Annotated in this window: 21 protein-coding genes; 13 read left to right on the plus strand and 8 right to left on the minus strand. The window is 71.1% G+C overall.

Going from position 1 to position 23,348, the window contains the following annotated elements:
- Positions 1-8 precede the first annotated feature (8 nt).
- Entirely contained in the window at positions 9-1,319 is a 1,311-nt protein-coding gene (locus JIAGA_RS0112625; RefSeq protein ID WP_026875942.1) for a D-arabinono-1,4-lactone oxidase, read from the minus strand.
- 15 nt (positions 1,320-1,334) lie between these two features.
- On the opposite strand from JIAGA_RS0112625, the gene JIAGA_RS0112630 reads away from it, so the two are divergent.
- Positions 1,335-2,453, plus strand: coding sequence for a ferrochelatase (locus JIAGA_RS0112630; protein WP_026875943.1), 1,119 nt, complete (start codon positions 1,335-1,337; stop codon positions 2,451-2,453).
- Positions 2,454-2,667: 214 nt separating this feature from the next.
- The gene (locus JIAGA_RS0112635) at positions 2,668-3,480 is read left to right on the plus strand and encodes an inositol monophosphatase family protein (protein ID WP_026875944.1); all 813 of its coding nucleotides are present in this window, start codon (positions 2,668-2,670) and stop codon (positions 3,478-3,480) included.
- A gap of 130 nt (positions 3,481-3,610) precedes the next feature.
- Here JIAGA_RS0112635 and JIAGA_RS0112640 read toward each other — a convergent pair whose 3' ends face one another.
- Both JIAGA_RS0112640 and JIAGA_RS0112645 read right to left on the minus strand, forming a co-directional pair.
- Complete coding sequence (locus JIAGA_RS0112640; RefSeq protein WP_051426022.1) at positions 3,611-4,798, minus strand: ABC transporter permease; 1,188 nt, start codon at positions 4,796-4,798, stop codon at positions 3,611-3,613.
- Positions 4,798-5,736 carry an ABC transporter ATP-binding protein gene (locus JIAGA_RS0112645; protein ID WP_026875946.1) on the minus strand — a complete coding sequence of 313 codons (939 nt, stop codon included), beginning with the start codon at positions 5,734-5,736 and terminating at the stop codon, positions 4,798-4,800. Before JIAGA_RS0112645 ends, JIAGA_RS0112640 begins: the two co-directional genes overlap by 1 nt.
- 275 nt (positions 5,737-6,011) lie before the next feature.
- Between JIAGA_RS0112645 and JIAGA_RS0112650 the strand changes: the two genes are divergently transcribed.
- Positions 6,012-6,311, plus strand: coding sequence for a DUF4193 domain-containing protein (locus JIAGA_RS0112650; protein ID WP_026875947.1), 300 nt, complete (start codon positions 6,012-6,014; stop codon positions 6,309-6,311).
- 143 nt (positions 6,312-6,454) lie between these two features.
- Here JIAGA_RS0112650 and JIAGA_RS0112655 read toward each other — a convergent pair whose 3' ends face one another.
- On the minus strand, positions 6,455-6,913 hold the full coding sequence (locus tag JIAGA_RS0112655; RefSeq protein ID WP_026875948.1) for a DUF3093 domain-containing protein: 459 nt from the start codon (positions 6,911-6,913) through the stop codon (positions 6,455-6,457).
- Between the two features lie 51 nt (positions 6,914-6,964).
- Here JIAGA_RS0112655 and JIAGA_RS0112660 point away from each other — a divergent pair, with 51 nt between their 5' ends.
- Genes JIAGA_RS0112660 through JIAGA_RS29460 form a run of 5 tightly spaced genes read left to right on the plus strand, consistent with a single transcriptional unit; the run spans position 6,965 to position 9,955 of the window.
- Positions 6,965-7,489, plus strand: a complete 525-nt coding sequence (locus JIAGA_RS0112660) for a PaaI family thioesterase (RefSeq protein ID WP_211239635.1) — start codon at positions 6,965-6,967, stop codon at positions 7,487-7,489.
- Positions 7,486-8,049 (plus strand): dUTP diphosphatase, encoded by a 564-nt coding sequence (dut, locus tag JIAGA_RS29450; RefSeq protein ID WP_084469647.1) that lies wholly within the window; start codon positions 7,486-7,488, stop codon positions 8,047-8,049. Before JIAGA_RS0112660 ends, dut begins: the two co-directional genes overlap by 4 nt.
- Before the next feature lie 5 nt (positions 8,050-8,054).
- Entirely contained in the window at positions 8,055-8,771 is a 717-nt protein-coding gene (locus JIAGA_RS29455; protein WP_051426023.1) for a DUF3710 domain-containing protein, read from the plus strand.
- A 34-nt stretch (positions 8,772-8,805) separates the two neighbouring features.
- Entirely contained in the window at positions 8,806-9,192 is a 387-nt protein-coding gene (locus tag JIAGA_RS0112675) for an OB-fold nucleic acid binding domain-containing protein (RefSeq protein WP_245597175.1), read from the plus strand.
- Between the two features lie 4 nt (positions 9,193-9,196).
- A complete protein-coding gene (locus JIAGA_RS29460) occupies positions 9,197-9,955 on the plus strand; it encodes a DUF3159 domain-containing protein (RefSeq protein ID WP_051426024.1) in 759 nt (252 codons plus the stop codon).
- A gap of 164 nt (positions 9,956-10,119) precedes the next feature.
- On the opposite strand, the gene JIAGA_RS0112685 is transcribed toward JIAGA_RS29460, so the two are convergent.
- The gene (locus JIAGA_RS0112685; RefSeq protein WP_026875951.1) at positions 10,120-10,785 is read right to left on the minus strand and encodes a potassium channel family protein; all 666 of its coding nucleotides are present in this window, start codon (positions 10,783-10,785) and stop codon (positions 10,120-10,122) included.
- Positions 10,785-11,450 (minus strand): potassium channel family protein, encoded by a 666-nt coding sequence (locus tag JIAGA_RS0112690; RefSeq protein WP_026875952.1) that lies wholly within the window; start codon positions 11,448-11,450, stop codon positions 10,785-10,787. The genes JIAGA_RS0112685 and JIAGA_RS0112690 overlap by 1 nt, the downstream gene beginning before the upstream one ends.
- 93 nt (positions 11,451-11,543) lie before the next feature.
- On the opposite strand from JIAGA_RS0112690, the gene JIAGA_RS35640 reads away from it, so the two are divergent.
- The 4 genes from JIAGA_RS35640 (at position 11,544) to JIAGA_RS0112710 (ending at position 17,174) form a co-directional block, all read left to right on the plus strand.
- Positions 11,544-13,550: an APC family permease gene (locus JIAGA_RS35640; RefSeq protein ID WP_035814116.1), complete on the plus strand. Its 2,007-nt coding sequence runs from the start codon at positions 11,544-11,546 to the stop codon at positions 13,548-13,550.
- Positions 13,547-14,818 (plus strand): TRAM domain-containing protein, encoded by a 1,272-nt coding sequence (locus tag JIAGA_RS0112700; RefSeq protein WP_035814118.1) that lies wholly within the window; start codon positions 13,547-13,549, stop codon positions 14,816-14,818. The genes JIAGA_RS35640 and JIAGA_RS0112700 overlap by 4 nt, the downstream gene beginning before the upstream one ends.
- A 298-nt stretch (positions 14,819-15,116) precedes the next feature.
- Positions 15,117-16,190, plus strand: coding sequence for a CorA family divalent cation transporter (locus tag JIAGA_RS29465; RefSeq protein WP_051426025.1), 1,074 nt, complete (start codon positions 15,117-15,119; stop codon positions 16,188-16,190).
- 63 nt (positions 16,191-16,253) lie between these two features.
- Positions 16,254-17,174, plus strand: coding sequence for an LLM class F420-dependent oxidoreductase (locus tag JIAGA_RS0112710; protein ID WP_026875955.1), 921 nt, complete (start codon positions 16,254-16,256; stop codon positions 17,172-17,174).
- A gap of 189 nt (positions 17,175-17,363) precedes the next feature.
- On the opposite strand, the gene glmS is transcribed toward JIAGA_RS0112710, so the two are convergent.
- Positions 17,364-19,181, minus strand: a complete 1,818-nt coding sequence (glmS, locus tag JIAGA_RS0112715; protein WP_026875956.1) for a glutamine--fructose-6-phosphate transaminase (isomerizing) — start codon at positions 19,179-19,181, stop codon at positions 17,364-17,366.
- A gap of 32 nt (positions 19,182-19,213) precedes the next feature.
- Complete coding sequence (locus JIAGA_RS0112720) at positions 19,214-19,471, minus strand: hypothetical protein (RefSeq protein ID WP_035812483.1); 258 nt, start codon at positions 19,469-19,471, stop codon at positions 19,214-19,216.
- A 475-nt stretch (positions 19,472-19,946) separates the two neighbouring features.
- Between JIAGA_RS0112720 and JIAGA_RS0112730 the strand changes: the two genes are divergently transcribed.
- A complete protein-coding gene (locus JIAGA_RS0112730; RefSeq protein WP_026875958.1) occupies positions 19,947-22,769 on the plus strand; it encodes an aconitate hydratase in 2,823 nt (940 codons plus the stop codon).
- Positions 22,770-23,348 lie beyond the last annotated feature (579 nt).

The raw sequence follows: 23,348 nt of genomic DNA on the forward strand, positions 1-23,348 counted from the left end.
AGGTCAACTCAGCTCTCCAGCAGCCGGTCGAGGTACTCGTTGGCCATGAGACGCCCCGGATCGACGCGGTCACGGACCGCCCGGAACGCCTCCATCCGTGGGTATTGATCACGAACATACCGTGAATCGCGGGTATGCAGCTTTCCCCAGTGTGGCCTGCCGCCATAGGACACCCAGAGCCGTTCCGCGGCGTCGAACCAGCCGCGGTAGTCGGTTCGCGGGTAGGCGTGGATGGCGATATAGACCGTGTCGCGGCCGTGGGCGGGGGAGAGCCACACGTCGTCGGCCGGCGCCATCCGCACCTCGACCGGGAAGGCGATGCGCCACGGTCCGCGGGCGGTGAGCTCACGCAGCTCTCGCAGGGCGGGGACGGCGGCAGCCCGCGGCAGCGCATACTCCATCTCGTGGAACCGCACCCGCCGGGTGCTGGTGAGGACGCGGGGCGCGGCGTCGACGTAGCTGCGCCGGCCGATCAGCCGGGCGGCGACGCGGTTCACCGCCGGCGTGGTCTTCGGCGCGGCTCGGGTGATGCGCTGCACCACCGCGACACCGGCGTTCTCGACGACGTCGCCGGACCACCACGCCGCGACCGGGTGGCGCGGCGCCGGCCGCTCGCCGGTGCGCCGGTTCACCTTGAGCTGGACGGCGCCGGTGAACGGCAGCCAGTAGAGGTCGCAATGGTCCTCGCGGGCGAGGTCGTCGAACCGCTCCAGCACCTCGTCCAGCGTCGACGGCTCCTCCGTCGCCCGCAGTGTGAACGCCGGCTCCACCCGCAGCGTGACGGCGGTGATGACGCCCAGGGCACCGAGACCGAGCCGGGCGGCCTGGAACAGCTCGCCGTCGTGGCCGGTGGACGCGCCCGACACGTCGACCAGCGAACCGTCCGGCAGGGCCAGCTGCACCGCCGTGACCTGGTCGGACAGCGACGCGGTGGCGCGGCCGCTGCCGTGCGTCCCGGTCGAGATGGCGCCGGAGACGGTCTGGACGGCGACGTCGCCCATGTTGGTCAGCCCGTAGCCGCGAGCCGCCAGCGCGGTGTTGAGCTCGTGCAGGCGAGTGCCGGCGGCGACGGTGGCCGTGGCGGACCCGTCGTCGCCGGCGGGGTCGAGCGAGATCAGGCCGCTGAGGCGGTCCAGCCGCACCTGGACACCGTCGGTGGCGGCGATCGGAGTGAAACTGTGGCCGGCACCGACCGGACGGACCCGCAGACCGTCGTGGGCGGCCCGCCTCAGGACCTCGGAGACGCCGGCGGCACTAGCCGGCCGCTCGACCCGGTGCGGCCGCGCCTCGACGGTCCGGGCCCAGTTCCGCCATGTCATGGGCGTTAGGCTCTCATGGTGAGCATCACCGATCCGTACGACGCCCTGCTGGTCGTCTCCTTCGGCGGCCCGGAGGGCCAGGACGACGTCATCCCGTTCCTCGAGAACGTCACCCGCGGCAAGGGCATCCCGCCGGAGCGGCTGGAAGAGGTCGGCGAGCACTACCGCGCATTCGGCGGTCGCAGCCCGATCAACGACCAGAACCGCGCGCTGATCGCCAACCTCGAGCACGAGCTGGCAGAACGGAACATCTCGCTGCCGGTCTACTGGGGCAACCGCAACTGGCACCCCTACCTCGCCGACGAGCTCGCCCGCATGCGCGACGACGGCGTCACTCGTGCCGCCGCGTTCATCACCAGCGCCTACGACTCCTACTCCGGCTGCAGGCAGTACCGCGAGGACCTGTGGCGTGCCGTCGAGGCGGTCGGGCCGGGCGCGCCGCGGATCGACCGGCTGCGGCACAGCTTCGACCACCCGGGCTTCATCACCGCGAACGCCGACGGCGTCGTGGGCGCTCTCGGCGACCTGCCGCCGTCGACGACGCAGCGCGCCCGCATCGTGTACGTCACCCACTCCATCCCGGTGACCATGGCCGAGACGTCCGGCCCGACCGGCGGAGCCTACGTCGCGCAGCACCTGGCGGTCGCCGACGCCGTCAGCGCCCAGGTGGCCGCCCGCACCGGCGTGACCCGCGAGTACGACCTCGTCTACTGCTCACGCAGCGGCCCGCCGTCCATGCCGTGGCTGGAGCCGGACGTCAACGACCACCTGGCGGCGCTGGCCGCCGACGGTGTCGACGCTGTGGTCCTGGCGCCCATCGGCTTCCTGTCCGACCACATGGAGGTCGCGTACGACCTCGACACCGAGGCGCTGGCGACGGCCAAGGACCTCGGCATGGCCGCCGCCCGGGCCGCGACCGCCGGCACGCACCCGGACTTCGTCGACACCGTCGTCGACCTGCTGCTGGAGCGGGCCGCGGTCGAGCGCGGCGAGTCGGTGGTGCGGGCCAGCATCGGCGCGCCCGGCCCGGCTCGCGACGTCTGCGCGCCCGGCTGCTGCCCCAACCCGCGCGCGGACATCCCCGCCCTGTGCGGCGAAGACACGCCCCCACTGCCGTGGGCCGCCACGAAATGATCACGTGCACCATGGGTCCTCCCGCTTCACCAGCCATGCGTTCCCCCGGAGGGTCGGGCAAGACCGGCGGTGAGAGGCGGCCGGAGGCTTCCTCGAATCGTCGGTGCGTCGCACGGATCAGGCTGACTCGGTCTGGTGCTTGTCCGACCCGACGATCCGGAGCTGCTGGTGAAGCGGGAGGACCCATGGTGACGTACTCCTCTGGAGGTTCTCTGTGACGACGGCCGATCCCGCCGACCTGCTCGCCCTGGCCGAGAAGACCGCCCGCGAAGCGGGACAGCTCGCCCGCGAGCGGCGCGAGGCGGTGGAGCGCATGGACGTCGCGAACACGAAGTCGACGCCCACCGACGTCGTGACGGAGTCCGACACCGCCGCCGAGGCGCTGATCCGCACCCGCATCCTCGACGCCCGCCCCGACGACGGCTTCCTCGGCGAGGAGGACGGTCACGTCGCCGGCACCTCGGGCGTCGACTGGGTGGTCGACCCGATCGACGGCACCGTGAACTACCTCTACGGCATCCCGCAGTACGCGGTGTCCATCGCGGCGCGCATCGACGACGTCGTGCGGGCCGGCGTGGTGCACAACCCGGCCAGCGGTGAGACGTGGACGGCCACGTCCGGCGGCGGGGCGTTCCTGGACGGCCGCCCGGTGCGGGCGTCGGCGTGCGCGGACCTGTCGCTGGCGCTGGTCGGGACCGGCTTCGGCTACGACGCCGACCGGCGGGCTCGGCAGGCGGCCGTGATCCTCGAGCTGGTCCCGGTGGTGCGCGACATCCGGCGGGCCGGCGCCGCCGCCCTGGACCTCTGCGCGGTCGGCACCGGCCGGCTGGACGCGTACTACGAGCGCGGGCTCAACCCGTGGGACCTGGCGGCCGGTGGCCTGGTGGCGGCCGAAGCGGGCGCCGTCGTCAGCGGCCTGCACGGCGAGGAGCCCGGCAACGCGATGACCCTGGCGGCGACGCCCGGGGTGGCCGCCGAGCTGCGGGCGCTGCTGGAGCGGCTCGGCGCCGACCGCGACGCCCCCTGACGGCGCGCTGAGCAGCCGGCCGGGCCCTGGCCGCACTCCAGGTGCGCGCTGCGTCAGGCCACCCCAGGCGTTCTCCCGCCCCACCAGGCATGCATGCGTGGTGCGGCGGGAGGACCCATGGTGGACGTGATCATTTCCCGGGCGGGCGAAGTGCGTCGCGCAGCGATACCTTGGCGCCCATGCGCAGGACGGCGCCCTCGTAGACCCGGGCGGCCAGCAGGACCAGGACCGCGATCAGCGCGAGCATCAGCGCCAGGGCCAGCCCGACCTCCCAGCCGGCGGCGTCGCCGCGGGCCATGCGGATGGGCATCACCAGGGCGCTGAACGGCGGCACGATGCTGGTCACGGACGCGATCGGGCTCTCGGGGCTCAGGAACGCGAAGAAGCTGGCGAAATACGACACCATCGTGAGCATCGTCACCGGTGTGGTGACGTTCTGCAGCTCCTCCTGCCGCGAGACGCGCGCGGCCGCGGCACCGGACAGGCACGCGTAGGCGGCATAGCCGAGCACGAACCAGCCCAACGACAGCAGGACCGGCGTCACCATGGGTCCGGTCAGCTCCACTGCGCCCAGTGCCGCCGCGAGACCGAGCCCCAGCCCGCCGATCAGCACCAGCTGGACCAGGCCCAGCAGGCCGATGCCGAGAATCTTGCCGGTGAGCAGCGCCCGAGCCGGGATCGCGGCCAGCATGACCTCGACCACCCGGCTGGACTTCTCCTCGACCACGCCCATCGCGACCCACATCGAATAGCCGACCAACTGGCCGAACAGCACCATCGAGCCGAAGAACGCGATGACGCCGCGCGCCTCCCGCTCCTCGGCATCCGGATCGAGGGTGACCGTCCGCAGGCTGGCGGAGCTCAGCGCCTCGGTGACCGCCGCCGGGTCCATACCGGCCTCGGCCAGCGCCCGGGTCCCTTCGACCTGGTTGTAGGCGTTCTCCAGAACCGCGCGCAGCGAGCTGTCGAGGGACCGGTCGACGTAGACGGAGTCGCCGTCCACGTAGGCGTCCAGGTCGCCGTCGCTGACGGCCTGCTCGGCGGCCGCGGCGTCCTCGACGTCGGTGAAGCCGACCTCGATGTCGGCGGTCTCGGCCTGCCGCTCGACGGCGCTGCGCAGCTCGCCGGAGTCGCCGACCAGCGCGACGTCGAAGCTGTCACCGCCGAAGTCCGCGAAGCGGGGGAGCAGCACGACCAGCCCGATGATGCCGACGGTGATGGCCGTGGAGATGAAGAACGAGCGCTCGCGGATGCGCTGGCTGAACTCGCGCCGGGCGACGAGTGTGCTGGCCTCGCGGAACGACAGTGCACGCGCCATCAGGCGGCCTCCTCCTCGGCCGGGTCGCCGTCGTCGGCGACCACCGAGCGGAACAGCTCGGCCAGCGACGGCCACACCGGGGTGAACTGGCGGACCGGGCCGAGGGCACGGGCCGCGTCGAGCAGGGCTTGGTCGTCGGTGCCGGCCGGCAGCTCGACGAGCACACCGCCGGCTGCGCTGCCGCGAGTGTCGTCGATGACACGGAGGCCGGGTAACTGCCCGGCCAAGGCGTCGACCCACCCGGGCGCTGTGTCGACCTGCAGCCGGTAGCGTCCGGCGGCGTCGCCGCGCAATGCCTCGACGGTGCCGTCGGCCACCATGCGGCCGGCCCGGATGATGCCGACGGCGTCGCACAGCCGCTCCACCAGGTCGAGCTGATGGCTGGAGAAGACGACGGCGGCACCGGCGTCGACCCGGGAGCGCAGCACCGCGGCCATGGCGTCGACGCCCATCGGGTCCAGGCCGCTGAACGGCTCGTCGAGCACCAGTACCGCCGGGTCGTGCACCAGAGCGGCCGCCAGCTGGACCCGCTGCTGGTTGCCCAGCGACAGCGACTCGACCCGATCGGAGGCGCGTTCGCTGAGGGCGAGCGACTCCAGCAGGTCCGTCGCGGCCGTCTCGGCTGTGAGACGCGCCACACCGTGCAGCTGGGCCAGGTAGACGAGATGCTCGTGGACGCGCATCTTCGGATAGAGGCCGCGCTCCTCCGGCATGTAACCGAACTCACGCCGGATGCCCGCGTCGAGTTCACGCCCGTTCCAGCGGACCACGCCGCCGTCGGGCTCGAGGACCCCGAGGACGATGCGCATCGCGGTGGTCTTGCCGGCACCGTTCGTGCCGACGAAGCCGTACATCTGCCCAGGTCGGACCGTAAACGAAAGGTTCTCGAGCGCGACGACGTCACCGTAGCGGCGGGAGATGCCGTCGATCTGGAGCATGCGGTTCCTCTCGTCTCCGGTGCTGGGCCGCTCCCAGCCTGCAGGGTGGAATCCTCGCAGGTCTCATCCTGTGGGACGGTGCTCCGGATCGGTCCTGAGGACGACCGGGCGCACGCTCGGAGGAGGTGCGGCGCAGCACACAGCGGACTCACCGGAGGGGTGCCGTGCGAAACGGGGTACCGATCAGGCAGAATCTGCCGCTCGGAGCGGGCACAACCTTGGGTCGCTGTGCGTTACACGACGGACCACTACGCGCCCAGTGAGGGGGATCGAACATGGCAACCGACTACGACGCGCCACGCAAGACCGACGAGGAAATGTCGGAGGACTCGCTGGAGGAGCTCAAGAATCGGCGGATGGACAAGGCGTCGGGCATCGTCGACGTCGACGAGTCCGACCTGAACGAGTCGATGGAGCTTCCTGGTGCGGACCTGTCGAACGAGGAGCTGGCGGTACGTGTGCTGCCGCGGCAGGCGGACGAGTTCACCTGCTCGCAGTGCTTCCTCGTGCATCACCGCAGCCAGCTGGCGAAGGAGAAGAACGGGCAATTGATCTGCCGCGACTGCGCAGCCTGAGTTGGCAGCTTGGGCGCGGTCGCGTTCGTGTGCAGTCATCTGCCGCGACCGCGCAGCCTGAGTTGACAGCGTGGGCGCGGTCGCGTTCGTGTGCAGTGATCTGCCGCGACCGCGCAGCCTGAGTTGCCCGCCTGATTGCCCCGTCAGTGGCCGGTGGTCTGACGCGCCGCCTCGAGCACGGCCTTGAGCCGCTCGGGGCGGCGCGTCGACACCAGCCAGTACGGCGTCGGGTCGGCGGGGTCATCGACCCCGATGCGGACGACGGCGGGCAGGTAGCCCCTGATCGTCAGGTACGCGCGCGGGTCGAGTTCCGGACCACGAGCCGCCCGAGCCGCCTCGCCGTCCAGCGCCTCCACGGTGCCGACGACCGACAGCGGCAGCCGCGCCCGTCCGACTGTCAGCGTCGTGTCGTCGACGCTGACAGCGGGTCTGCTGTAAGCGAACAGCACGCACGCCCCGATCACCAGCACGATGCCGCTGACCGGCGCCCCCACCTGCGGGCCGTAGGCGTAGTAATAGACGATCCACGCCGAGACGGCCAGGCCCAGCAGGTAGAGCCACCACCGCACCGGCGCGGTCAGGCGTTCGTGGTAACGAGTCACTCCAGCAGGGTGCCACGGATCGCGGCACGCGGACCGGTAGGGTCGACGTTCGTGATCGAACGGCATCCCGACGCGCCGGCGCCCGGCGCCCCGATCGCCTCGCACTACCGCATGTGCGTCGGCTGCGGACCGGACCACCCGACCGGGCTGCACGTGACCGTCACCGCCGGTGAGGGCCTGACGGTCTCCGGTCGCTTCACTGTCACCGACGACCACCAGGGCGCTCCCGGTCTCGCGCACGGAGGCATGCTGTCGCTGGCGTTCGACGAGGTTCTCGGCTCGTTGATCTGGCTCATCGGCAAACCCGCAGTCACCGGACACCTCGAGACGTCGTACCGCCGGCCGGTCCCCGTCGGCACCACCCTGTACATCGACGCCGTCGTCGACGGCGCGGAGGGCCGCAAGATCTACATGTCCGCAACCGGCCGCGAGAACGCCGCGGACGGGCCGGTGAGCGTCACCGCGTCCGCCATCTTCGTCGTCGTGCCGGCCACCCACTTCGTCGAGCACGGCCGCGCGGTGGCCGCGTCCGACCTGTCCGACGCGGCCGCCAGGGTCGCGGAGGTGAACCCGTGAGCGCAACTGCCGAGACACGCGACGACGGTGCGGCGGGAGCCCGCCCCGTGGACGTCCTGATCACCCGCCTGGACCCGGATGTGCCGCTGCCGGGCTACGCCCATCCCGGCGATGCCGGCGCCGACCTGGTGACCACCAGCGACGTGACCATTCCGCCGGGCGACCGGGCCATGGTCGGTACGGGCATCGCGATCGCGCTGCCGGCGGGTTACGCTGCATTCGTCCACCCGCGCTCCGGACTGGCGCATCGGCTCGGGGTGAGCATCATCAACACCCCGGGCACGGTCGATGCGGGGTACCGCGGCGAGATCAAGGTGGTGCTGGTCAACCACGACCTACGCGAACCGGCCGTGTTCGGGCGCGGCGACCGGGTCGCGCAGCTGGTCATCCAGCGGGTCGAGCGGGCCAGATTCCACGAGGTCGAGCGGCTACCCGGGTCGGCACGGGGCGACGGCGGGTACGGGTCGACGGGCACCTCGTCGGCCGCCAATGGGCCGGCGGACATGCCGGTCACGCAGGGGCCGGCGGAGACGCCGGCCACCGACGACGGAAGGAAGTAATCCAGGTGTTGGGACGGCGGCGCCGCGGCGGCGATGACGGCCAGGAGCTGGCCGAGCAGGCCGCGAATGACACGTCCGGCGGCGAGCCCGGCCAGGGTGCCGGAACGGACGCCGACGACGCGGGCGAGTCGCCCAAGGCCGACCGTACCGGCGGACCGTTCGACGAGTCCGAGGTGGATCTGGACGAGGCCCGGTCCGGCCGCATCGACCTCGGCGGCATGCTCGTCAAGGGCGCCGCGGGCATGAAGCTCCAGCTCCAGGTCGACCAGCGCACCGGCAACGCGACCAGCGCCGTGCTCACCGTCGGCGAGGCCGCGGTGCAGCTCATCGCGGTGGCCGCGCCGCGCAGCAGCGGCCTGTGGGGGCAGACCCGGCTGCAGATCGTCCAGGACGCCAAGCGCCGCGGAGGCCGCGCCGAGGAGGCGTCCGGGCCCTTCGGACCCGAGGTCCGGGTCGTGGTCCCGGTGCAGGCGCCCGACGGCAAGCAGCGGCTGCAGCCGTCGCGGGTGTCCGGCATCGACGGGCCGCGCTGGATGCTGCGCGCGACCTTCCTCGGCAAGGCCACCACGGACGCGGCAGTGTTCAGCCAGCTCGTCGAGCTCGTCCGGCAGACCGTCGTCATCCGCGGGTCGCAGCCGATGGCACCCGGCGACGTCATCGCGCTCAAGCCTCCGGCGGGCAGCCAGGCACCGGTGTCGCCGGACCAGCCGCTGCAAGCCTGACACTTGAGCTCACCGGCGCATTAGGCTCGATGTCGTGAGTGGGAACTCCGGGCGCAGAGGAATATGGGGCGCCATCACGCGGTGGGCCGCCTCCGACCAGGAGGTCGAGGCCGAGGAACTGCGCGACGACGCACGGGAGGCCGGCTGCCAGCCGCTGGCGAACGTCGACGACCGCACCACCGTCCGGGTGCGCGGGGTGCTGCAGTCGGTCACGCTGCAGCCTCGGCTCGGAACCCCGGCTCTGGAAGCCGACTTGTTCGACGGCTCCGGGTCGGTGACACTGGTCTGGCTCGGCCGCCGGCGCATCGCCGGCATCAGCTGCGGGCGCCGGCTCGTCGCCACCGGCCGGGTGGCCACCTTCGACGGACGCAGGGTCATGTACAACCCCCGATACGAGCTGCTGCCCGCAGGGCTGGAGTGAAGAGTTGAGTCAGAGCGAGTCCGGGCCCGAGGGCGACGCCCACCAGCACGTCGACGGGGCCGGGGGTGGCGCCGGCACCGGGACGAGCGCCAGCCCGGCCAGGCAGAGCTGGGTGCAGGCCATCACCGCCGACGAGCGGTTCCGCCCCCAGGACGCGCTCGGCCCCGCGGCCATGCTCGATGCCGGACTGCCGCTGGCCATCTTCACCGTCGTCTACACCGCGGCCGGCCGCGATCTGCAGCTGTCACTGTGGGTCGCGCTCGGCGCCGGGGTCCTCCTGGGCGTCGTGCGGCTGCTGCGCCGGGAGCGGCTGCAGAACGTCGTCGCCGGCTTCCTCGGCCTGGGCATCGCCGCGTTCCTGGCCAACCGCACCGGCCGGGCCGAGGACGTGTTCCTGCCCGGCCTGCTCATCAACGTCGGCTACGGCCTGGCCTTCCTCGTGTCGGTGCTGGCCCGCTGGCCGATGATCGGCGTGTTCGTCGGCTTCGCCACCAACCAGGGCACCGCCTGGCGACGCGACCTCGCGTTGGTGCGTGCGTTCACCCTGGCCACGCTGCTCTGGGTGGGCATGTTCGCCGTCCGGCTGGCCGTCCAGGCGCCGCTGTACTTCGCCGGTGAAGACCAGCTCGGCTGGCTCGCCGGGGCCCGGCTGGTCATGAGCTGGCCGCTGTTTCTGCTGGTCGCCTACGCATCATGGCTGATCGTGCGGCCCGCGTACCGGGCACACCAGGCGCGGCAGGCCGCGCCTGACCCCGCGGGGTGATCAACAGGGAGCCAGAAGCCCTGCGCCCGCCTGACCTGATCAACCTCAGGTCACGTCACCCGCCGCAGGGACGTACCGGGTGGGTTTCGTGGCCGGGTGCGACCACGCGGCGAGTGACGTGCGGTGAGGTGCGCACCCTGCCGGGGTGGCAGCGCCCTGAACGCTCAGGCGTCGTGCGGGGAGAGGAGGTTCTCCAGCTGCTTCTCTCGCTCCGGCGCGGCGACGAACAGCAACTCGTCGCCGGATTCAAGCGGCAGGTCGGGTAGCGGGGTGTGGACGTGCTTGCCGCGGATGATCGACACCAGCGACGTGTCGACGGGCCAGGCGACGTCGGCGACCGCGGTCCCGACGATGGGGGAGTCGACCGGCAGCGTCAGTTCGACCAGGTTCGCCTCGCCCTGGCGGAAGCTGAACAGGCGCACCAGGTCGCCGACGCTCACCGCCTCCTCGACCAGCGCGCTCATGATGCGCGGGGTGGACACGGAGACATCGACGCCCCAGCTCTCGTTGAACATCCACTCGTTGCGTGGGTGGTTGACCCGCGCCACCACCCGCGGCACCCCGAACTCCGTCTTGGCCAGCAGCGAGACGACGAGATTGACCTTGTCGTCGCCGGTGGCGGCGATGACGACGTTGCAGCGGTCCAGCGCCGCCTCCTCGAGCATGGACAGCTCGCACGCGTCCGCGAGCAGCCACTCGGCCTCAGGGACGCTGGCCGCCTTGATGGCCTTGGTCTCCTTGTCGATGAGCAGGACGTCGTGGCCGTTGGCCAGCAGCTCCGCGGCGATCGAGCGCCCGACGTTGCCGGCGCCGGCGATGGCTACCCGCATCAGTCCTCCACCTCCGGGGCGGTCGCGAAGACGTGGGTGACACGCGTGACCTCGTCGGAGCGCACCAGCACATGGACGAGGTCGCCATCCTGGATGACGGTGTCGGCCTGCGGAAGGATGCCGTCGCCGTAGCGGGTCAGGAACGCGACCCGGGCGTGGGCGGCCTCCTCGAGCTTCGCCACCGAGCTGCCGATCCAGCCGGTGGCGACCGGCAGCTCGGCCAGCTGGATGGTGCCGGTCGGGTCGACCCACTCGGTCTGTGCACCCTCCGGGAACAGCCGGCGCAGGATCTGGTCGGCGGTCCACCGCACCGTCGCGACAGTGGGGATGCCCAGTCGCTGATAGACCTCGGCGCGCCCAGGGTCATAGATGCGGGCGACCACGTTGTCGACTCCGAAGGTCTCGCGGGCCACCCGCGCCGCCAGGATGTTGGAGTTGTCGCCACTGCTGACCGCGACAAAGGCGCCGGCTCGTTCGATGCCCGCCTCGACGAGGACGTCCCGGTCGAAGCCGACTCCGGACACCGTCGAGCCCTCGAAGCCCGGCTGCAGCCGCCGGAACGCCTCGGGGTTCTGGTCGACGATGGCGACGGTGTGATCGTGCGACTCCAGGATGTGCGCGACGGTCGACCCGACCCTCCCGCAGCCCATGATGACGACGTGCACTGTGGTCCTCTCACGCGAGGTCAGGCGAGGCCGTACTCGCCGTGTCGCGGTCGACGTTACACGGCATGACTTCAAGGCATACCATTGCCGATCGTGCCGAAGCTCGGCGATATTTCGAAGCGACTGATCATCGGCCGGAAGCTGGCCAGTGATCGGATGGGCCATACGCTGCTGCCCAAGCGGCTGGCGCTCCCGGTCTTCGCCAGTGACCCGCTGTCCTCGGTCACCTATGCGACCCAGGAGATCCTGGTCATCCTGACCCTGGGCGGGCTGGCCTTCCTCCACTTCACGCCCTGGGTCGCCGCCGTCGTCGTGCTGCTGCTGGTCACGGTCGTGGCGTCGTATCGGCAGCTGGTACGTGCCTACCCGACCGGTGGTGGCGACTTCGAGGTCGCGAACACCAACCTGGGGCCCACCGCCGGCCTGGTCGTCGCCAGCGCGCTGCTCATCGACTACGTGCTGACGGTGGCGGTGTCGGTGTCGGCGGGTGTGGACAACCTGATCTCCGCGATACCGGAGCTGGCCGAGTACCGGGTGGGCATCGCGCTGGGCATCGTGGTGCTGCTGGCCGCGGTGAACCTGCGCGGCATCAAGGAGAGCGGCAAGGCGTTCGCGGTGCCGACATACCTGTTCGTCGTGGGCATCGGCGCGATGATCGTGTGGGGCCTGGGCAAGACGGCGTTCGGCGACGACCCGGTCGCCGAGTCGGCAGCGTACGACGTCGAGGCCGAGATGACGAACCTGGGCGGCATCGCGCTGATGTTGCTGGTGCTGCGGGCGTTCGCGTCCGGCTGTACGGCGTTGACCGGGGTCGAGGCGATCGCCAACGGGGTCCCCGCGTTCCGCAAACCCAAGGCGAAGAACGCCGCGACGACGCTGGCGATCATGGGCGCGCTGTCGATCACGATGTTCGCCGGTATCACCACGCTGGCGGTCATCGCGGACGTCCGGTACGTCGAGTACCCCTGCGACCTGGTCGGCTTCGACTGCACGCAGCCGCAGCCGACCGTGATCTCACAGCTGGCCGCGGCAGTCTTCGGCGGCGGGAGCATCCCGTTCTACTACGTCCAGGGCGCCGCCGCGCTGATCCTGATCCTCGCCGCGAACACCGCGTTCAACGGGTTCCCGCTCCTGGGGTCGATCCTGGCGCAGCATCGCTACGCGCCACGGCAGCTGCACACACGCGGGGACCGGCTGGTCTTCAGCAACGGCATCATCATGCTGGCGGTCATGGCCGGGGTGCTGATCGTGGTGTTCGACGCCTCGGTGACCCGGTTGATCCAGCTGTACATCGTGGGTGTGTTCACGGCGTTCACGTTCGGGCAGACCGGCATGGTGCGGCACTGGAACCGCCTCCTGGCCGCGGGGCCGACCAGCGTCGAACGCCGGTCCATCCTGCGCTCGCGGGTCATCAACGCCACCGGGGCGTCACTGACCGGCGTCGTGTTGGTGGTCGTGCTGGTCACGAAGTTCACCCACGGCGCCTGGCTCGTCGTGGCGATGATGCCGGTGCTCTTCCTGCTGATGCGCGGCATCCGGCAGCACTACGACACCACGGCCACGGAACTGGAGGTGGAGGACTGGCCGGCCGAGTCACTGCTGCCGTCGAGGGTGCACGCCGTCGTGCTGGTGTCGCGGCTGCACAAACCGACGGTTCGGGCCATCGCGTACGCCCGGGCGGCCAGGCCGGACATCATCGAGGCCATCACCGTCGAGGTCGACGCCGACGCCACCGCCGCGCTGCTGGACGAATGGGACCGGCACGACATCCCGGTGCCGCTGCGGGTGCTGGACTCGCCGTACCGCGAGATCGCCCGCCCGGTCGTGGAGTACGTCCGGGCCATCCGCCGCGCCAGCCCGCGCGACATCGTCACCGTCTATGTGCCGGAGTACGTGGTGGGCCGTTGGTGGGAACGGCTGCTGCACAACCAGAGCGTCTTCTGGCTCAAGGGCAGGCTGCTGTTCACCCCGGGCGTGATGGTGACGAGCGTGCCGTGGCAGTTGCGCTCGGCCGTCGGCGCCGGCCAGCCGAAGAACGCCCGGCAGGCGCCGGGCGACGTGCGACGAGGGGAGATCCGCCGGGGTGGTGGGTCGTCCTGACCGGTCGGCAGCGCAGAGTCCGGGGCACCTCCGCCGTCGGCACCGAGGTGGTGGTCGAGGTCGGCCCGGTCGCGCACGGCGGAAGTTGCGTGGCCCGGCACGAGGGACGAGCGGTCTTCGTCCGGCATGCCCTGCCCGGTGAGCGGGTCCGGATCCGGGTCACCGAAGGTGGTTCGGAGGACCGGTTCTGGCGGGCCGACGCCGTCGAGGTGCTGTCCGCGTCGCCGGACCGGGTGGAGCCGCCGTGCCCATGGGCCGGACCCGGGCGCTGCGGCGGCTGTGACTGGCAGCACGCGACGCGCCCGGCACAGCGCCGGCTCAAGGCCGCCGTCGTGGCCGAGCAACTGCGCCGGCTGGCCGGCATCGACCGCTCGGTCGAGGTCGAAGCGGTGCCGGTTCGATCGTCGGCCGCGGCCGAGGAGCGCACCCCGGCCGGCGACGACGACGGGCTCGGCTGGCGCACGCGGGTCACGTACGCGGTGGACCCGGCGACGGGCCGGGCCGGGTTGCGGGCGCACCGCTCGCACGCGGTGGTTCCGATCGACACCTGCCTGATCGCGCACCCGGAACTCCGGGCGGCGGGCGTGGAACAGCAGGAGTGGCCGGACGTGTCGGCCGTCGAGGTCGTGGTGTCGAACACCGGCGACCGCCAGGTCATCGCCGACGGCGTCGTGCGCAGCGGCCGTGGTCATGTGGTCGAGGAGGCGGCCGGGCGTCGCTGGCGGGTCAGCGGCGGCGGGTTCTGGCAGGTCCACCCCGGTGCGGCCGCCACGCTGGTCGCCGCCGTGCTCGATGGGTTGCGCCCGCAGCCGGGGGAGCGGGCCATGGACCTCTACAGCGGCGTCGGGCTGTTCGCCGGAGCGCTGGCCGAGGCGGTCGGGCCGAACGGGTCGGTGGTGGCCGTCGAGGGGTCGCGCCGGGCCGTCGCCGACGCGCGGCGCAACCTGCATGACGTCGGCTGGGTGAAGCTGGTCGAGGGGCGGGTCGACCGGGTGCTGGCCACTGACCCAGCGCAGCGCGGCCCGATCGACATCGTGGTGCTCGACCCGCCGCGCGACGGCGCGAAGTCCGCCGTCGTGCGGGCGATCGCCGAGCGCGCCCCGCGCGCCGTCGCCTACGTGGCCTGTGATCCCGCGGCGCTGGCCCGCGACCTCGCGACCTTCGCGCAACACGGCTACGAGCTGACCAGCCTGCGGGCGTTCGACCTGTTCCCGATGACGCACCACGCCGAATGCGTCGCCGTCCTGCATCCGCCGCGGCCGGAATGATCATCGTGCGGAGCTGATCGCGGACCGTCTCCGCGTGAACTATCCTTGACCGTGGCGACAACCGTACGGGTCAGGAGGAGGTGGGTACTGCCATGCGTAGTGAGCCTCCTAGTCATGCGCCGCAGGGCGCCACGGCCGTCGCGGGCAGATAAGGGCCGGCGGTCCGGGTCGTCCTGCGTCTCTAGACACCCCCGCACCGTCAGCCACACCGTTTGGGAGCGACGCCATGCCTCCTCGTCGTCAGCGCGCACTGCGTGTCATCCGCCCGGCCCTGCGCCGGCAGAGCCGAGTCGGCACCATGGCCGGCGATTTCGACCAGTCGGCCAGCGAACCTGAAACGACCGAGCCGCGTTCCAGCGTCGTCGACGCGGCGCTGTACCGCGACGGCAAGCGCATCAGCACACCCAGCTCCCTGGCCGAGACCTACCGGCAGTTGCGTGAGGACGCCGGCGCCATGGCGTGGATCGGCCTCTTCCGGCCCAGCGACGCGGAGCTGATGTCACTGGCCGACGAGTTCGACCTGCACCCGCTGTCCGTCGAGGACGCCATGGAGGCGCACCAGCGTCCCAAGCTGGAGCGCTACGGCGAAACGCTGTTCGTCGTACTGCGGGCGGCCCGTTACCTGGACGCGGTGGAGGAGGTCGACTTCGCCGAGTTGCACCTGTTCGTCGGGCCCGGCTTCGTCATCACCGTCCGGCACGGCGCCGCGCCCAACCTGTCCGCCGTGCGCCGGCGCATGGAGGACAGCCCTGACCTCCTGCGGCTCGGCCCAGAGGCCGTCCTCTACGCCGTGCTCGACGCCGTCGTCGACGGGTACGTCCCGGTGGTCGCCGGTGTGTCGAACGACGTGGACGAGATCGAGACCGAGGTGTTCGGCCGCGACCCGAGCGTCTCCCGGCGCATCTACGAGCTGTCCCGCGAGGTCCTGGAGTTCCAGCGCGCGACCCGGCCGCTCAGCGTCATGATGCGCGACCTCGAAGCCGGCTTCGACAAGTACTCCACCGACGAGGAGCTGCAGCGCTATCTGCGCGACGTCGCCGACCACGTCGTGGAGGTCACCGAGCGGGTGGACGGGTTCCGCCAGGTGCTGCAGGACATCCTGGCCGTCAATGCCACCTTGGTGACGCAGCAGCAGAACGAGGAGATGAAGGCGCTCACCGAGGCCAGCTACGAGCAGAACGAGGAGCTCAAGAAGATCTCCGCATGGGCGGCGATTCTCTTCGCCCCCACCCTCGTCGGCACCATCTACGGCATGAACTTCACCCACATGCCGGAGGTCGACTGGGTCTTCGGCTACCCGATGGCGATTCTGCTCATGGCGATGGTGTGCGCCGGCCTCTTCGTCGTCTTCCGCCGCCGCGGCTGGTTGTGAGGTCGGGCCGAGGCACGCCTCCCAGGCGAGGCCGTGGATGAATGCCGTGATTTGCTTGATGACATGCAGCTGAGGATCTTCACCGAACCCCAACAGGGCGCGAGCTACGACGACCTCTTGCGAGTGGCGCAGGCCACCGAGCGGCTCGGATTCGATGCCTTCTTCCGCTCCGACCACTATCTGGCCATGGGTAGCGGGTCCGGCCTGCCCGGGCCGACGGACGCCTGGACCACGCTGGCCGGGCTGGCCCGCGAGACTTCCCGCATCCGTTTGGGCACGCTGGTGTCGTCGGCGACGTTCCGGTACCCGGGTGTGCTGGCCATCCAGGCCGCCCAGGTCGACCAGATGTCCGGCGGCCGGGTCGAGCTGGGGCTCGGTGCGGGCTGGTTCGAGCGCGAGCACGCCGCCTACGGCATCCCCTTCCCGCCGAAGCGGTTCGGCCTGCTGGAAGAGCAGCTCTCCATCATCACCGGGCTGTGGTCCACACCGGAGGGGTCACGCTTCGACTTCGCCGGAGACCACTACACGCTGACCGATTCACCGGCACTGCCGAAGCCGGTGCAGCAGCCGATCCCCGTGATCATCGGCGGCAACGGCCCGCGCCGCACGCCGGCGCTGGCCGCGAAGTTCGCCGCCGAGTACAACACCTCGTTCCCGCCGAAGGACGAGATCGCCGGCAAGTTCGGCAACGTCCGCAAGGCCTGCGAGGACGCCAGCCGCGACCCTGATTCGCTGGTCTACTCCGCGGCACTGATCGCGGTCTGCGGCAGCGACGAGGCCGAGTTCGCTCGCCGCGCCGCCGTCGTGGGCCGTGAGCCCGAGGAACTGCGGCGCAACGGCCTGGCGGGCAGGCCGCAGGAGCTGGTCGACGGCATCAACGCGCTGAAGGAGCTGGGCGCCGGGCACGTGTACCTGCAGATCCTGGACCTGTCCGATCTAGACCACCTGGAGCTCATCGCGGCCGAGGTCGCACCGCACGTCTGACGGACGCCCCAGCCACACGCGGGCTGCTCGGCTCGGGCCCTCCGGCCCAGCGGCTCCACACCCGCCTCCGCCGCGTTGATCTTGGAGGAAACGCAGAATCCCCGGGCGAAATGTCCGATTGATTCCGCAGAAAGTCCAAGATCAACGCGGCTCGCGGGTGCCTGGAAGGGGCTGGGGCGGCCGTCCCGGTCACTCCACGGTGACGGACTTGGCGAGGTTGCGCGGCTTGTCCACGTCGTGACCGAGTTCGCGCGCGGCGTGGTAGGCCAGGAGCTGGAGCGGGATCGTCAGCAGGACCGGATCCAGCTCGGGCTCGCTCTTCGGCACCGTGACCACGTGCCGGGCCCGCACACCGAGGTCGACGCCGTCGTGCGTCACCACGCACAGCGGCCCGGACCTCGCGGTGATCTCATGCAGCGCGCCGAGGTTGCGGTCCAGCAACTCGTCGTCGGGCACGATCGCGACGGTGGGCAGGTGCGGGCCGACCAGCGCGAGCGGGCCGTGCTTGAGCTCGGAGGTCTGGTACGCCTCGGCGTGCCGGTAGGAGATCTCCTTGAACTTCTGGGCGCCCTCGCGGGCGACGGGATACCCCCGGGTCCGCCCGACGAAGAACAGGCTCGGCGCCGCGGCGAGGTCGGCGGCGATGCCGGCGAGGTGGTCCTCGTCGGCGAGGATCTTCTCGATCTGCTCCGGAAGCCGCTGCAGCGCGGTGAGCAGCCGCCGTCCGTCCGCCGGTGAGACGTCGCGGATCCGGCCCAAATGAATGCCGAGCAGCGCGAAGGCGATGTCCATGGTGGTCAGCGCCTTGGTGGAGGCGACCGCGATCTCGGGCCCGGCATGCAGGTAGATGCCGCCGTCGCACTCCCGGGCGATGCTCGACCCGACCACGTTCACCAGGCCGATGACGCGGCCGCCCTTGCGCTTGAGCTCCTGGACGGCCACCAGGGTGTCGTAGGTCTCGCCGGACTGGCTGACGGCGACGTAGAGGGTGTCCTTCTCGATGACCGGGTTGCGGTAGCGGAACTCGGACGCGGGTTCGGCGTCGGCGGGGATGCGGGCCAGTTCCTCGATGAACTGGGCGCCGATCTGGCCGGCGTAGTACGCCGAGCCGCAGCCGAGGATCTTGACCCGGCGGAACTCGCGTGCCTCTCGCGCGTCCATCTCCAGGCCGCCGAGCCGGACGGTGTGGAACCGCTCGTCCAGCCGTCCGCGCAGGCTGCGGCGGGCCGCCTCGGGCTGCTCCAGGATCTCCTTGCGCATGAAGTGCTCGTGCGCGCCCTTGTCGTACTCGCTGCTCGACCAGTCGACGGTGACGGCGGTCTTCGTCGTGCGGGCCTCCCGGGTGAACGTCTGGTAGCCGTCGGCCCGGACGGTGGCCAGCTCGCCGTCGTCGAGGTGGACCACCTGCCGGGTGTACCGGACCAGCGCGGCGGCGTCACTGGCGACATGCATCTCGCGCTCGCCGATCCCGAGGATGATCGGACTGCCGTTGCGGGCGACGACCAGCCGGTCCGGGTGCGCGAGGTGGGCGACGGCGATGCCGTACGTGCCGTCGACGGTGGCGAGTGCGGCGAGGACGGCGTCCTCGAGAGTCTCGGCGTCGGCGCGGGCGATGAGGTGGGCCAGCACCTCGGTGTCGGTGTCGGAGCCGAACGTGACGCCGTCGGCGGCCAGCTCGGCGCGCAGCGGGCCCGCGTTGTCGATGATGCCGTTGTGCACCACCGCGACGCGTCCGTCGGCACTGAGGTGCGGGTGTGCGTTGCGCTGCGACGGCACGCCATGGGTGGCCCAGCGGGTGTGACCGACGCCGACCTTCCCGCCGAACCGCTTCGGCAGCGTCGACTCCAGGTCACGCACCCGCCCGACGTCGCGGTGCACGCGCACGTGGTCGGGTGCGAGGACGGCGACTCCGGCGGAGTCGTAGCCGCGGTACTCCAGCCGGGCCAGCCCGTCGACGAGGATGGGCGCGGCCGGCTTGGCGCCGACGTAGCCGACGATTCCGCACATGGTGGTCTGTCCTCTCGGGTTCGCGTTCGTGGTCAGCCGTAGACCATGCGGCGCAGCTGACGGGCCGACAGCTGGGGCGCGCGGACCGGCCGGTGGGTCAGCTCGGCCTGGATGCGCTCGAAGATGTCGTCGTTCCTGCCGCCGCGCAGTCGCAGCTCCTGGTGGCGCCGCCGGACGTACTCGTCGACCGTCTCGGAGAAGTAGGCGGCGACGTCGGCGACGATCCGGCTCGCGTCGCCCGCCGGTAGTCCGGTGCTCCGGACGATCTGCTCCACCAGATCTTGGGTCATGGCGATACCCTGCCTGCGATACGCGGAATCGCCAAGAATCTGCCCGGAATCGGGCAGGAAACCACTTTCGCCGGCCCTTCATCCGCCCGTCTGGAGCAAGCCGGTCGCGTAGACGACGACCTGGGCGCGGTCGCACAGATCGAGCTTCATGAGGGCGCGCGCCAGGTAGAGGCTGGTGCGGCGGCGCGCGGATCTGCTGCTCGTGGCCGCCGCGGTGTTCGAGGGCGCGGTGAGCGGCATGTCCGGCGGGCCGGGGCGAGGGCGGGGGCTGTGTGCTCATATTTGCTGTGGGTACGGTCCGGACCGCGAACGTGACATCCTCGCGGAGAGTCGTGATATCTTGACCTCAAGAGACTTCCGGCGCGGGGCGGCGGGATCCGCAGCTCGGTGTTAGGCGACCCTCATCGCCCATCGGCTGCCGGCGTTGCGCGACGATGAACGGCATCACACGGACGCGAGAGGTTGGGGATCGAACGTGACCAGCAAGGACAGCTTCGGTGCGAAGGGGACACTCCAGGTCGGGGACGCCTCCTACGAGGTGTACCGGTTGGCGGCGGCCGGAGACGTTTCCCGGCTGCCGTACAGCCTGAAGATCCTGCTGGAGAACCTGCTGCGGACCGAGGACGGCGTCAACATCACCGCCGACCACGTCCGCGCCGTGGTCGACTGGGACGCGGAGGCGCAGCCGAACACCGAGATCCAGTTCACCCCCGCGCGCGTGGTCATGCAGGACTTCACCGGCGTTCCGTGCGTGGTCGACCTCGCCACCATGCGCGAGGCCATGAGCGCTCTCGGCGGTGACCCGTCGAAGATCAACCCGCTGGCGCCGGCCGAACTGGTCATCGACCACTCCGTCATCGCCGACGTGTTCGGCGCTCCCGACTCCTTCGCCCGCAACGTCGAGCTGGAGTACGGCCGCAACAAGGAGCGCTACCAGTTCCTGCGCTGGGGCCAGGGAGCGTTCGACGACTTCAAGGTCGTCCCGCCCGGCACCGGCATCGTCCACCAGGTCAACATCGAGCACCTGGCCCGCACTGTCATGGTCCGCGACGGTGTCGCCTACCCGGACACCTGCGTGGGCACCGACAGCCACACCACCATGGTGAACGGCCTGGGTGTGGTCGGCTGGGGCGTCGGCGGCATCGAGGCCGAGGCCGCCATGCTCGGCCAGCCGGTCAGCATGCTGATCCCGCGGGTGGTCGGCTTCAAGCTGTCCGGCTCGCTGCCGGAGGGCGCGACCGCCACCGACCTCGTCCTCACCATCACCGAGCAGCTGCGCAAGCACGGCGTCGTCGGCAAATTCGTCGAGTTCTACGGCCCCGGTGTCGCCGAGGTGCCGCTCGCCAACCGCGCCACCATCGGCAACATGAGCCCCGAGTACGGGTCCACCATCGCGGTCTTCCCGATCGACGAGGAAACCGTCCGCTACCTGCGCCTCACCGGCCGCAGCGACGAGCAGGTCGCCCTGGTCGAGGCGTACGCGAAGGAGCAGGGCCTCTGGCACGATCCGGCCCAAGAGCCCACCTACTCCGAATACCTCGAGCTCGACCTCGGCACCGTCGTCCCGTCCATCGCCGGCCCGAAGCGCCCGCAGGACCGCGTCTCGTTGACCGACAGCAAGACGGCGTTCCGCAAGGCGCTGCGTGACTACGTCGCGCACGAGGACGGTCCGCACACCGAGCTGGACGACGCGGTCGAGGACACCTTCCCCGCCAGCGACCCGGTGGCCGTGCATCCCGGCAACGGTGCCGAGGACACGCCCGCCGTGGCCTCCGCCGCCAGCACCGCGCAGGGCCGGCCGTCGGCGCCGATCAAGGTCACGCTCGACGACGGCACGGAGTGCGAGCTCGACCACGGCGCGGTCGCCATCGCCGCCATCACCAGCTGCACCAACACCTCCAATCCCTCGGTCATGATCGGCGCGGCGCTGCTGGCCAAGAAGGCCGTCGAGCGCGGGCTCAACCGCAAGCCGTGGGTCAAGACGACGCTGGCGCCCGGCTCGAAGGTGGTCATGGACTACTACGAGCGCGCCGGCCTCACCCCGTACCTGGAGAAGCTGGGCTTCCACCTGGTCGGATACGGCTGCACCACCTGCATCGGCAACTCCGGCCCGCTGCCGGAGTCGGTGTCGGCCGCGGTGGATGAGAACGACCTCGCCGTCGTCTCGGTGCTGTCGGGCAACCGCAACTTCGAGGGCCGCATCAACCCCGACGTGAAGATGAACTACCTCGCCTCGCCGCCGCTGGTCGTGGCGTACGCGCTCGCCGGCAGCATGGACGTCGACATCACCACCGAGCCGCTCGGTACCGACGCCCAGGGCGAGCCGGTCTACCTGCGCGACCTGTGGCCGTCGCCGGCGGAGATCGAAGAGGTCGTCGAGTCCGCGATCGCCAGCGAGATGTTCACCCGCGACTACGCCGACGTGTTCGCCGGCGACGACCAGTGGCGGGCGCTGCCGACGCCGGAGGGCGACACCTTCGCCTGGGACGCGTCGTCCACCTACGTCCGGAAGCCTCCGTACTTCGACGGCATGGGCGTTTCGCCGTCGCCGGTGAGTGACATCGCGGGCGCCCGGGTGCTCGCCAAGCTGGGCGACTCCGTCACCACTGACCACATCAGCCCGGCCGGTGCCATCAAGGCCGACTCGCCGGCCGGACAGTACCTCTCCGAGCACGGCGTGCAGCGGCGCGACTTCAACTCCTACGGGTCTCGCCGAGGCAACCACGAGGTGATGATCCGCGGCACGTTCGCCAACATCCGGCTGCGCAACCAGATCGCGCCCGGAACGGAGGGCGGCTTCACCCGCGACTTCACCCAGGCCGACGCCCCGGTGACCACCATCTACGACGCCTCGGTCGCCTACGCGAAGGCCGGGACACCGCTGGTGGTGCTGGCCGGCAAGGAGTACGGCTCCGGTTCCTCGCGCGACTGGGCGGCCAAGGGCACCGCGCTGCTGGGCGTGCGCGCCGTCATCGCCGAGTCGTACGAGCGCATCCACCGCTCCAACCTCATCGGTATGGGCGTGCTGCCGCTGCAGTTCCCGGAGGGCCAGAACGCCGAGTCGCTCGGCCTGACCGGTGAAGAGACGTTCGACATCAGCGGCGTCACCGTCCTGAACGACGGCTCGACCCCGGCGACGGTGCGGGTGCGGGCGGTGCGACCCGCGGCCTCGGCCGAGGCGAGCGGCACGGCCGACGAGGTCGAGTTCGACGCCGTCGTCCGCATCGACACCCCCGGCGAAGCGGACTACTACCGCCACGGCGGCATCATGCAGTACGTGCTGCGCAGCCTGCTGTAGCGAGCACCACCGCCCCGCTGTCCACAGCGTCATCGTCGCCGCCCCGGTTGTCCACAATCGGGGCGGCGACGCTTTTCCGGACCGGGTGGTGCCCGCACGCTGGGCACATGGTCGTCGATCGTGAGCCGCTGCCGGCGGATGTCCAGCGCCTCCTGCGCTCCGGCCACGGCGTCTTCCCCGTCCGTGAAGCCGAGCGCCTCCGGATCAGCCGCGGCCGCGTTGCCAGGCTGGCCCAGGCAGGAGTCCTGACCCGGTTGGCCGACGGCGCTTATGCCGACGCGTGGGAGTACGGCAGGGCGGGCGAGTGGACGGCGTTCGCGTTGAGGTCGCGGGCTTTCACCCTGGCCTGTGGGCCGGGAGCGGTCGCGGCAGCGTGGTCGGCGGGCGCGCTCCTGGACGTGCCGACCATCAGCAGCCCTCCGAGCCTGCCGCTGGCATTCGTCCCTCACGGCGTTCGCGCAGGCAGCAACAATGTGTACGGGTGCGTCCGGGCGGTCGACCTACCGCGGTCCCACTGTGCTTTCGCGGGCGGGTGCTGGTTGACGCCCCTGCCGCGGACCGTGGTTGACATCGCTCGGA

The organism is Jiangella gansuensis DSM 44835, assembly GCF_000515395.1.
In the GTDB taxonomy this organism is placed as follows: Bacteria; Actinomycetota; Actinomycetes; order Jiangellales; family Jiangellaceae; genus Jiangella; species Jiangella gansuensis.